8 protein-coding genes are annotated in these 12,799 nt (G+C 45.3%); all 8 read left to right on the forward strand.

What is annotated here, in order from left to right; all coding sequences use genetic code 11:
• The first annotated feature begins 6 nt into the window (after positions 1-6).
• A complete protein-coding gene (locus LQ567_RS17885; protein WP_231006868.1) occupies positions 7-678 on the forward strand; it encodes a fasciclin domain-containing protein in 672 nt (223 codons plus the stop codon).
• 29 nt (positions 679-707) lie between these two features.
• Positions 708-1,736: a DUF5007 domain-containing protein gene (locus LQ567_RS17890; protein ID WP_231006869.1), complete on the forward strand. Its 1,029-nt coding sequence runs from the start codon at positions 708-710 to the stop codon at positions 1,734-1,736.
• Positions 1,737-1,865: 129 nt separating this feature from the next.
• Positions 1,866-4,922, forward strand: a complete 3,057-nt coding sequence (locus tag LQ567_RS17895; protein ID WP_231006870.1) for a SusC/RagA family TonB-linked outer membrane protein — start codon at positions 1,866-1,868, stop codon at positions 4,920-4,922.
• Positions 4,923-4,933: 11 nt separating this feature from the next.
• A complete protein-coding gene (locus LQ567_RS17900; protein WP_231006871.1) occupies positions 4,934-6,493 on the forward strand; it encodes a RagB/SusD family nutrient uptake outer membrane protein in 1,560 nt (519 codons plus the stop codon).
• Between the two features lie 32 nt (positions 6,494-6,525).
• Positions 6,526-7,260: a hypothetical protein gene (locus LQ567_RS17905; RefSeq protein ID WP_231006872.1), complete on the forward strand. Its 735-nt coding sequence runs from the start codon at positions 6,526-6,528 to the stop codon at positions 7,258-7,260.
• 12 nt (positions 7,261-7,272) lie between these two features.
• On the forward strand, positions 7,273-8,907 hold the full coding sequence (locus LQ567_RS17910) for an IPT/TIG domain-containing protein (RefSeq protein ID WP_231006873.1): 1,635 nt from the start codon (positions 7,273-7,275) through the stop codon (positions 8,905-8,907).
• Positions 8,908-8,931: 24 nt separating this feature from the next.
• Positions 8,932-10,710 (forward strand): alkaline phosphatase family protein, encoded by a 1,779-nt coding sequence (locus tag LQ567_RS17915; RefSeq protein WP_231006874.1) that lies wholly within the window; start codon positions 8,932-8,934, stop codon positions 10,708-10,710.
• Between the two features lie 15 nt (positions 10,711-10,725).
• Positions 10,726-12,771, forward strand: coding sequence for a M60 family metallopeptidase (locus LQ567_RS17920; RefSeq protein ID WP_231006875.1), 2,046 nt, complete (start codon positions 10,726-10,728; stop codon positions 12,769-12,771).
• Positions 12,772-12,799: the final 28 nt, after the last annotated feature.

Here is a 12,799-nt window from a genome sequence, read left to right on the forward strand (position 1 = left end):
CTTGCAATGAGAACATTTGTTACGGTTATTATGGGGGTGGCTATTTTTTGTAGCCTAAGTGCCTGCAAAAAATCAAGCTCATATCGGGATTATGAAAACCATCTCGATGAGTTCAACGGATCTGCTTTACAATACCTGGAAGCACAAACAGGACAGTATGATTCTTTTTTATTAGCCATTAACAGGGTTCAGGGATTAAAAGATTCCCTGGCGGGGAAACCCATCACTTTGTTTGCTGTTTCTAATAAAAGCTTTGATCTGGCGCTGCAGAATATCAATACTGCCCGTGCAGATTCACTTCCGGTAATGCCTCCCGTATCTATCCGGACAATCGACCTGCCAACGCTGGATACGTTTCTCTGCCGTTATATCTTAAGAGGCCAATACTTATCAGATGATTTTTTGCAGTCTGGTGATGGGTTAAGGCTGCCTTCTATCAAATATGACTATGATATGGTGGCGCAGTTCATCAGCACCAATGCCTCAGGGTATATTGGCGGTGGACCAAGGGAGATAAAGTTTAGCGATCCCAAAAAATCCATATTTGTACGCTATTGGGTAAGTGTAAACACCATTACCACGGATATTAAAACAACTAATGGCATCGTAAATGTATTGCCTCCGGGACATGATTTTGGTTTTGGGGCAGATTTTGTACGGGCCGTAAATAAGCGATAACTGATTATTAAAGGATCATAAACATGTATATGATTACAAAAAGTTTAAGATTAATAGCTATATACCTGTGTGGAGGGATACTGGCGGCATCCTGTGGCAAAAAATATTTTCTGCCGAGGGAGCGGAACAATATCGGCGACGATGCACAGTTTAACCAGGCGGTATTTCAACCTGTATTGGGCCGTACAACGCAATACATGGGCATTTTTGTTCCGGGCAGTACTACGTTTCCTGCGCAATTCAGGATCATTAATGCAAGAAATGTAGCTACCGGGCAGTCGGCGCCTGAGCTCACAAATTTATACCCGGTTATGGTTTGGAAAAATGCGTATACAGGCAAGGAGACCTCTCTGGCCGAAATTGAGGCCAAGCGTGAGGAGCAGTACAGACCCGTGCTGGAGGTTGGCGGTTCCGGCCAGTTAACAATGTGGAGTATGGCCAAATCGTCCTTTATCCGCTCTTTGCCGGATTCGGGATATGTTTTCGATATCGAACTTTCAAATTCAGGGGGCAGAAGATATTTTACCAACTTCCTGCTGCAACCATTTAAGGAACGTCCCTTTGAGCCAACCAATTTAGATCCTATAACTGGTCAGCCGGTTACATACGGTACGCATCCGAGCCTTGTAACCAATATTACTGGAGATTCTACCAACGCCAATCTGTTGGCGTCGGATATTGATGTATTCATCCAGAAAGTTGCCAGTGGTACAACCAACAATAAACTGACCTTTCGTTTTTTTGATAAACAGTACAACCCCATCAACCCCGATCGCTTTGGGGCCACAGACTGGCCTAACCTGGTTCACGGGTTCAATATGACGAAAACCGCAACCGGCGTAAGCTATGATGTTTCTTATCCGCTACCGTCGGTAAAGCTTCCCACTAAGTATACCAATGGTGTGGGAGACCGGGCGCATTTGGTTTTTGCATATAATACGTTTGATTCGTTTGGTGCAATTGTACGTGCTTCTATGGCTTTTGATTTTTCAATATATGAGAATGCCAATTGGGAGATCATATTCGTATTCTCAAAGGACAATCCAAAATTTAATTGATAAAAGCGGGCAATAATCTCAAAACAGACTGACATGAATCTATACAAATATAGTATTATAGTTTTTCTAGTATCACTTTTAGGAGTTGCTTTCCCGTCTTTTGCTCAAGGCCAGGTAACTATAAAAGGGATGGTGAAAGATGCGCAATTAAAACAACCCGTAGATGGAGCTACCGTAACCACCGGTACCAGCACCACCAAGACCAGTGATGCGGGCGTGTTTACAATTGAAGCAAAACCGGGAGCTACAATTACCATTACGCACGTAGGGTATGCAGAAAAAAAATGGAAAGTGCCGGCAAAACCGGACGAGCTTGTAGAGATCCTTATGAACTCAAAAGACGATCCCATGGAGCAGGTAGTGGTGCAATCCTTTAAAACCGTGAAAAAATCGACCATGACGGGTGCCTCTACGGTGATCAGCGGCAAGGATCTGCAGGACAGGCCGGTATCGAATGTTATGGACCTTTTACAGGGAAGAGTAGCGGGTTTAAATATCCAGAATACAACAGGATCGCCCGGTTCGATGGCTACTATTAATATGCGGGGTGTATCCACCACGAATGTTTCCAGCAGCGGAAACCTTACACCTACTTCACCTTTATTTATTATCGATGGTGTACCCGTAGATGTAAACTCTAATTATCAATATGGGTTTGAATCCGGTGGCGCAGGCATCAGCCCGGTATCTCTGATACCTCCGGAAGATATTGAGAGCATGGAGTTTTTAAAGGATGCTGCAACCACTTCCCAGTATGGTTCAAAAGCAACCTATGGGGTAATTGTAATTACTACCAAACGCGGTCAGTCAAAAGTACCCATCATACAGTACAGCGGCAGCTATTTTTATACAACCCCGCCAAAACTGCGGTCTGTAATCGGCGGTCAGGAAGAGCGCAGGATCCGGTTAAATACGATTCTTAATTTTGACACAGCATCCCGGCAGTCGTCATTGGAATATATCAACAGATCTGCTTTGTTATCGGATAGTCTGAATCCGTACTGGAATAATTCTACAGACTGGCAGAGTTATTTTTACCGCACTACCAGCAACCATCAGCACAATATTAACGTGTCCGGAGGAGATCGTCGGTTTAACTACAAGGCCAACCTGAACTATTATAATCAGCAGGGGATTGTGGTCAACACAGGATTTCAACGCTATGGTCTGAATCTGGTGGGTAATTACATGCCAAGTGACCGCTTCTTTATGAGTATGAGCCTTACACAGCAACTGGGGTATAAGCAAAATGCTTCAGGTGTGGGGGCCTATCAAACGGGTATTGCCAATACAGCAAATACCAGCTCTCTTTATCCACCGCCTTCCTTATTCTCAAACAGCGAAGCGTTGGCAAGTGCTACTACAAAAAACAGTGGAAAGCTGAACAATACTACGGGAAGCCTCAACGTACAATATGAACCGATAAAAGGGATCCGGTTTACCAACCTGCTAACATATAATTATTCCAGCAATGCAAGCGACTATTTCCGTTCGCAATATCTGGCTCAGGATTCGGCGGGATTGTTTTCTTACAACGACCGGTCATATAACCTGTATAACCGGAGTGCAGTTAACTTTACCAAGATCGTTAATGACGTGCACAATTTTACGGCATATGCCTTCAATGAGATCACGAAAGAGGGCTACAGGGCGCATATGATCTATTTCAACCAACCGGCTGATGACCAGATCTGGGGACCTATTGGAAATAGTTTTACCAGAACTGCCGGAGGTACCTATAGTAATATTTCGGAAGGCCGTATCCATGCCTATGGCGGCGACTTTGCGTACAACTTTGCTGAAAAATATATTATTGACCTCTCCTACCGTTTGGATAATACTTCAACAAATGGTCCTACAAGAGGATATACAAAGAGTCCCGCTGTCAGTGGCCGGTGGAACTTTTACAAGGAAAAGCTTTTCAAAAATGCCAGCTGGTTGAATAGCGGTGCCATCAGGGCAAGTTGGGGAAAGAATATTAAACCCAACGGAACCATTTTTGATGTATATGGGAAATACCTGAACGGGCCGAGATATAATAATGGTCAAACGGTAGTAATCGATTTTGAAACGCTGCCCAACGTTGAGTTTGCACCGGAGGTAGCCGCAACAACAAATATCGGGCTTGATCTGGCGTTGTTTAACAAATTGAATATTACGGCAGATGCTTATTATAAGGCAATAGATAACCAGCTGGTAGAAAGCCCCTTATCAAATACCAACGGGTTCCAGCGGGTTGCGCTAAATGCACAGAGCATTGTGAACAGGGGGATTGAATTGGCGGCTACTCTTCAGTTGGTGCAGAAAGATGATTTCAGATGGAGCGTGAGCGCGAACGGAGCTTATAACGAAGCAACCCTGGCAAAACTGCCATCCGGCACCCGGTCGATCATAAAATATACCACGGATGCCAACTCTTCTATCCCGGTTATTAATAAGCTGGGTACAATACCCACCACAAACCTGCTGTATGTAAATAGAGGGGTATATGCAAATACTTCAGATGTTCCGGTGAATCCGGCAACCGGTTTGCGGTTGCAGTATGGCTCCGGACAAGGCCTCTTCTTTCAGGCCGGTGACCCTATTTGGGTAGATGTGAACGGTGACTATATTATAGATGATAATGACCTTGTGCCTGTAGGGAACCCCACTCCTAAACTTACAGGAGGTTTTAATACCCAAATAACCTATAAGGGCTTTACATTGAATGTGAATACATCTTTGTTCGCCTACCGGGATATCCTGAACCTGGTACTGGCAAATCAATTTGCGAACTATGGCAAACCAACGGATATAACAGCTTTAATACCGATTAACGGTTATAATTACTGGCAACCTGCCAATGCAGACAGATCCTCTGGCACCGTGGGCGCTATATACCCTAATCCCTATGATTTCAGACGGGCCAGTGCATTAGGACCTTTCCGGGCCAACCAGACCCTTTTCCTTGAAAACGGTACTTATTTTAAATTGGGATCAGTAGTATTGGCGTATAATATCGACCGCAACTTTTTAAGGAACTACGGAATCACATCCTGCAGATTATCGTTAAGCGGTAATAACCTGTACAATTTTACAAAATACAGCGGCGTAAATCCGGAGCAGGTGTCAACGTTGGGCCGTGATATTTCCGGGGGATATCCGCTGGCCAAAACATATTCATTCTCAGTGAGCATACAGTTTTAAATATTTCTACCATGAAACATGTATTTAAAAGTTTAATCATAATAGCATTGCTAACGAGTTTTTCGGGGTGTAAGAAGTTTTTGAATGTGGATCCGCCAAGCGATCTTTCGGGTAATAATTTCTGGAGGAACAAGGGAGATGTAGAACGCTTTGTGAACGGCTTGTATGAACTGTTCCGGGAAGCGGTTTACCGGCCGGATATGACCGCTGGTGCCGGGGACGGCGAATTTCCATTCTTTACCTGGAGTGGCGATATGCGGGGGGCTCCAGTGCTGGCGAATTCTCCTTCAAACAGGCGGTATATTACAGAACTGTCAAACAATAATCTGAATACGGTGGTAAATAATATTCCTTCTTACTCAGATCTGTTTAATGCCAAACGGTTTACGCAATGGAACCGGTTTTTTAAAGTGATTGCATCTGCAAATATCGCTGTAGATCGTATACCAACCGTACCCAATATTTCATTCTCGGAGGACGATGCAAAAAGGTATGTGGCTGAGGCGATCTTTATCCGGAATATGGCTTACTTTTTTATGGTACGGCTTTGGGGCGATATACCATATTATACCCAGCCTTACTTTGACGGCCGGCTGGCACGTATGAACCAGGTGGAGGTATTGCAAAAATGCCTGGCCGATCTGGAACCTGTATACAAAGATCTTCCCTGGACCTATTCGGATCCTACACAGATTGCTGTAAGAGCCATGCGGGGTTCGGGTGCCGTACTGCTGATGCATATAAATATGTGGCTTGCAGGATTTGACTCACCCAATGCCACCACTTATTACAACAATGTGAATACGTTGGCTACCGATATCATCAATGGTAATGGAGGGGCATACCAACTCCTGCCGCTCAGCCAGACAAAAGTGATCTTTAAGGGAAGAAGCAAAGAAGGACTGTTTGAAATTCCTCAGAATGTGAACTACGGCGAAAGTTTCGGATGGTCTGCATTTTCAGATAATGTGCTGTATGCTCCCTATAAGAACTACCAGATTACGACCAGCTACCTGTCTTATTTACCGGCCTTTATGCAGAAGTTATTTCCGCAGGGAAGCTCTGATCAGCGGATCTCCGCCTGGTATGATCCGGCCACTATGTATAGCGGGGGTAATAAATTCCTGATGTTAAAATTTGCCAACGTATATGCGAACCAGAATGCGGAGGATGTAAACCCGGATGATAACCAAACCGTTTTCAGACTGCCTGATATTTATCTTCTGCAGGCGGAGGCATTGAATAAGCTGGGAAAAACTGCGGATGCACTTGCGGCGGTGAATGTTGTAAGAAACAGGGCTGGCGCTACTCCCCTTGCTGGCCTGGTAGGTGATGAGCTGGATAAGGAGATCTTTTTTGAACGTTGCCGTGAGTTTATGGGTGAAGGTCTCTACTGGTATGATGTGGTGCGGACAAAACGCATTATTGATCCTAGTTACGAGTTCGGCTACCACTGCTCTGTAAGCCAGTTTGCTGCAGGTGCCTGGACATGGCCTTTAGATGGTACGAACGACGATAACGCCGTAACCAAAGGAAATCCATTAATTACTGTAAATACATACTGGCAGTAATGCCCATTTGTATATATTAAATATAAATAGACATGAAAAGATATTGGTATGTGATGATTGTTGTTCTTGGGTTTGCTGCCTGTAAAAAGAACGACTATTATAAGGATAGCGGTACGCATGATCCCAATTTTAAGGGAAACGTATTGCAATACCTGCAATCTAAACCCGGACAATTTGATTCCGTAGCAAAACTGATAAAAATTGCCGGTATGGAAAGTGTTTTTCAGAATGAGGAGATAACGTTTTTTGCCCCCTCCGATTCAAGTATCCGGGCGTCCATCGATATCACTAATATGAACCTGGCCAGTATTGGTCTGAATCCTATTAACAGGATGGATCAGATAAAACCGGCAGTATGGAGAAAATACCTGGCTTTATACCTCTTTAAAGGGGCAAAATCGCTGAACGATTATCCGCAAATTGATTTTGGTAATTTTTCAGCGTTCAGCGGCCAGATTTATTATTCCTATGACGGATACCCGATGAATATCGGTGCCGTTTACCAGGACGCAGGCGGTATCAAATATGCAGGGTATCGAATGCTCTATCTTTCCTATATCGGTTCGCTATCCAGTCCTAAGGATGTTAGTACGTGGGTTTCCATAAGTGTTGCTTCTGCAAATATCCATCCGTCTAACGGATATGTGCATGCGTTGCGGTATGGAATTACACTCGTTGGAAATGGCGGCAATATTGATTTATCTGCCTTTGGTTTTCTCCCTGGTCTTTTATCACTGGATGCTGTAAAGGCTGGTATAAACTATTAAACGAAGATGATTATGATGAAGAGATTTTTCTTAATAAATTGCCTGGCTGTGGCCTGTATTGGCATACTGGCTATTTCCTGCCAAAAAACAAATACAGCCGGCGGCGAAGGGATCTACCCTCCTGGGCCCAAGGCTGCTGTAAAGTTTTTAGATACTAAACTTTCACCTGCCACCGGAACAGAGGGAACAGTTGTAACCATCCCTGTAAGCGGTCTGGGGGGTAAAAAAGGACAGTTCAAATGCTTTTTGGGAGGAACCGAAGTTGAGGTGCTGGATGTAACGGATCAAACGGTGTCTGTAAAAATACCCTCGAACGCGAGTACTGCAAACATCTACTTTTTATATAACGGCGAAACATTTTTCGGGCCCAGGTTTACCGTTCAGGGTAAGCTGTATATCGACCCCGGTTTTAATACCGATGCCAGTCAGTCCCGCGGTTCCATCAATGGCATCACCCCTTATGGCGATGGAAACTTTATCCTTTATGGCTTTTTCAATTTTTATAATGGGTCTGATTTAAAGGGTCTGGCCACTGTTGATGCCAACGGAAAATTGACCTCCCGGCAGATCTATACTGGTCCGGCTAACTCACTGGGACTTACCCCCACAGCCGTAGGAAACCTTATCCGGTTGAATGACGGAAGGTTTGTAATGGTGGGCGGTTTTACAGAGGCCAGCAATGTGGTGCGGAATCTATCCGGCATTGCAAGAATCAAAACAGGATCATCAGCAGACAGCATCGAAACCCAACGCTACCAGGTGCCGAATGCAGATGCGTTCAACTTCCCCGATCGAAGCTGGGTAACGGGCTCCTCCATCAATGGCGGTGCAGATAAACCGATTGCAAAGATTTTTGTTACCGGTGACGGCCAGCATTATATCCTTGTTGGTAATTTTGAAAAATATCAAAGCACCTATTATCCCGGATCGGTATGGAATAATCTGCAACAGGACCAGATTGGAATACGGCAGATAATGAGCATAAAGCCCGACGGATCTTTTGATTCAACCTTCAACTATAATTATGCTACTAAATCAGGTTTTGCCGGTGGAAATGCATTTTTAAATGATGCCATACAGGGCTCTGACGGGAATATCGTAATTGTAGGAAACTTTACAAGTTTCCACAATCAACAGGTTTCCCGGATCGTGAAGATAAGTGCGACTACCGGACTGGTAATGCCCTTTAATACCGGTTCTGGTTTTGACGGGGTAGTTACCCGGATATTTTATAATGCTACCAGCCAAAAGTACCTGGTTAACGGCATCTTCCAGCATTTTAACGGAACAGCTACAAATGGCCTGGCAATGCTGAATGCCGACGGGTCTTTATATAACGGCTTTAATGTAAAAAATTATGACGGAACGATCGGGTTTGCCAAACAGTTAAGCAACGGCAAGGTTGTTATTGCCGGAAGTTTTACAACCTACGACGGTGTGGCCAGACCTGGATTTGCAGTGCTGAATGCAGATGGTTCGCTGGCTGCAGGATATAACAACACCGGGTATTTTAATGGTTATATAGCAGATATATTGGAAACCACAGCTACCGGTACCGGCCTGCCTGCGTTGTTCATCGTAGGAAATTTTAGCCGGTTTGATGCCCTGCCAGTGGCAAACATCGTAAAGGTAATTATGGCAAATTAAATGATGATAAACTCATTTTTGAATATGAAAAAAATAATAGGTAAAAGCGTTTCCCGTCGGTTGAGTGTTTTGTTGATATGGGGTTCGTTCTTTGCACTGGCGTCCTGCAATAAAACGAATAATGCAACGCTTACAAGTTCAACTTCGGGCGAAGGAGCAGTAGCACAAAAGCCCAAAGTACTTTTCATTGTGGTAGATGGAGCCATGGGCACTGAGGTAAAGGCAGCAGCACCTCCCACATTGATGCAAATGACTGACCATGCTATTTATTCCTGGGATGGTCTTACCAGCTATGTGAACAATGAAGTTACTAACTCCTCTACATGGGCTACGCTTTTAACAGGTGTAAACAATGATAAGCATGGAGTGACAACAGATCTTTCTACAGCGAACCTGGTAAGTTATCCCACGCTGTTTACAAGATTGAAGGCATTGCGCCCCGGCACAAGAACGGTTTCTTTATCGTCTTCCAACGCATTAAAAGGCAATCTTACAACAGATGCCACTGTTTCAACCGGTTTTAACGGAGATGATGCAGCAACAAAGGGCGCTGCTGTAAATGAGCTCAAAACCAACGACCCCGATTTTCTTTTTGTACAGTTTCATGCAGTAGATGCCGCTGGAGCCACCAACGGATATAGCAACAGCCAGCCTGCCTACAACGCAGCGATCCGGCAAACAGACGCTTATATCGGGGAGCTGATCAACGCTGTAAAAGGAAGAGCCGGCTATCCCAATGAAAACTGGCTGATCGTAGTTACATCGAATAAGGGAAACAACACCCCTTTTATACCCGTTGGGGCAGCCTGGTCGGCATTCAATGATCAGCGCCATAATACCTTTGTATTTTATTACAATCCGCGGTTTACAGCAAAAGCTACTGCAAAACCCATAGGGATACTGCCATACGCAGGACAAACGCCGAGCTATACGATCAATGGAGGTACAGCCCCAACAAATAACGGAGGTTCAGTACCCGCGTCGCAACTGGGGTCTTTAATGGACTTTGGCCCCGGCTCAGAATTTACAATGCAGTGTAAGGTTAAAATTCCAACGGGTAGCTCCTTCTATCCGTCATTCCTGGGTAAAATGGCAGAGTTCGATGATGGGAAGGCATTGCCCGGGTTTGTATTCTTTCTGGAAGGGGCCGCCTGGCAGTTTACAGCAAGACCCACTTCGGGAGGTCGTACACAATCAGTAGGCGCTAATGTGATGGACGGCCAGTGGCATACGTTAACCGGGGTGATAAGAAACCAGGCCGGACAAAGGAAGTTGATTGCATTTACAGATGGCGTTAAGAATACCAGCAAGGATATTACAATGTCGAATGATTATAAAAACCCTGCAGATTTTGTTGTAGGCTGGAGACCTGGTTCAAATGGGGGAGGCGCTATAAACGGGATCCTGATCACAGATATCCGCGTTTATAAAACGGCGTTAAGTGATGTCTATATCAGCAATAACTATTGTTCTACAGAGGCACTGGCCACCGATACTGCAACGAGCAAACTGGTGGCCTTCTGGCCGAGTCTGGAAGTGCTTACCGATGGTACCAAGAACTGGCTGAAAGACTATAGTGGAAATAATAACAATATAGTACTAAAAGGCAGCGGACAGGTTTCTTTTTCAGAAACCACCACCAGGGTGTGTCCGCCGGTAAGTGTGGCTACTTATAAAACTGTTCCTTCAAACGTGGATGCATTACCGCTTATTTATGGGTGGTTTGGTATCAGTATACAAGGTTCCTGGAGTCTGGATGGAAGCATATGGGTTCCCTCGTACAATGACATTGCGAATCAGTAAAATAATATAGCGATTATGTTGCAACGATATATAAAATGTTTTGGAGCCATACTGGCCATTACCACTGCGATGATGTCATGTGGTAAGAAAGATTTTAATGTGGATACCGCACCTCCTGATGTAGGAGGAAGCAAGGACAGTGCACAGCAGCTCATTGATACCATGCTAAAGTTCGATGGCAGTAAGATTGTGCAGGCGGCTGCTTTCCCCGGTCTTGTTTGTGATAATGAGCCCCGGCTGGCCACGGTAACACTTACACTGGATATGAATTATAAAAGTGTAGGAGTGAACCTGCGGATGTCGAAGCCGCCGGAGCCTTTATTCAGCACCGGATATTATGCAGGCCCCGGGGAATTGATCACGGTAGATATTCCACAGGGAATGTATCAGATGTCTGCCCAAATCGGCGGCTGGACGGATGATGTAGGATCATATCCCAATCCACCCCGGGATGCCGTTGTTTATACTAAACAACAACTTTCTCCCGGCCGCAACTATCTAAGGAACCTTTACGGTGGTACAATATACCTCAATGCCGCAGTACCCGTGGTAAATCCGGTTACTGTTACAATGGGAAATGTGATCAAATCACCTGACTTTGTGCTAGGTGAAAGCAAGGACGTGGAGTGGAAGACCCGGTTGCAAAATTCCTGTGTTCCCTGGCTGGAACTGCGCAGCAGATTTGTTTCCTTCCTGGTACCGAGAGACCGTTGCCTGACAACCTCTTTTCCCAGCATGGAAACGGCTTTAAAGCAGTGGGACAGCATCATCGTAAATGACTACCAGGGCTGGGAAGGATTGTCTCAAAATCCTGCAGATCCTGTTGACCAGGCACCTATTATCGCGTACCGGATCGTGTATGAAAATGCAATGGCGCCCGGGGTAGGCGGACATAATGGAAATCCGGTAGTGGTGGCCAATACATCCAGCTGGTTTGACGGGTTGGTAAATGTAACCAATCCAAGAGCAGATGGTCTTTGGGGATTGCTGCATGAAATAGGACATAATAACCAGCAAACGGCCTACTGGAGCTGGTCTACCCTGGGGGAAACGACCAATAACCTGTTCTCGTTCAAAGTGGCCAACCGGATGTACCGCTCGGGTCTTTCCAACACCTGGCTGCCCAATCACCCGGCACTGGCAACGGATTTTCCAAATGCGCTTGCATTTGCGGCGGCTGCAGGGGCCAAAAATTTCGATGGTACAACAGATACCCGCATTAACTCACCTTTTGCAAGAATGACGCCCTTTATTCAGATTTTTGATTATATAAAGCCGAACATGGCGGGTGTTAACAAAAGCAATAAAGATGGCTGGGCGTTTATGGGTGAATTGTACAAACAGGCCAGAAGGGCTCCGCGTCCGAACGTTTCCGACCTCACCATGCACGACTTTGTATACCGGGCCCTTTGTAACATGACACAATATGACTGGCTGGCTTTCTTTAAGGCATGGGGTATCAGCATCAGTGACCTGGCTGCCGAGGAAATGGGGAATCTCTATGGCCCGATCGGATTCAAGGCATGGGAATACAATCCGCTGACCAGAACGGGTGGTACCGGGGTATATGTTTCGGATGATTACAATCCTGCCAACTGGAAAATTGCCGGGTTCTCAAGTGAGGAACCGGAAGGTGAAGGTCCTCCCAATGGTCAGGCGATTAGTATATTAGATGGCGACATCAATACTTTCTGGCATTCCCAATGGGATATTGATGTGGCGCCGGAACCACCGCACTGGATTGCCGTGGATCTTAAAAAACGCCTGAACTTCAGCGCCTTTAAATTTGTTCAAAGGCAAAATAATTCTGATGTACGGCCCAAGAAAGTATACATTGATTACAGCAATGATATCAGCAACGGGGGCGTATCCAATGAGGCCAACTGGACCACGGTATCTGCAGGCGGCTATGCACTATCCACAGGTGTTCTGGGATATCAGACAATAGCGCTTGGAACCAATGTAAGCGCGCGTTATGTACGGGTGCGTATTCAGAGCACTGCGGATATCAACAATGGAGATATTTATGCAGCGATAGCCGAGTTTGCAATCACACAATAGAATTAACTTTATAAAAGAAGAAGATGAA

This window comes from Niabella pedocola (assembly GCF_021044425.1).
In the GTDB taxonomy this organism is placed as follows: domain Bacteria; phylum Bacteroidota; class Bacteroidia; order Chitinophagales; family Chitinophagaceae; genus Niabella; species Niabella pedocola.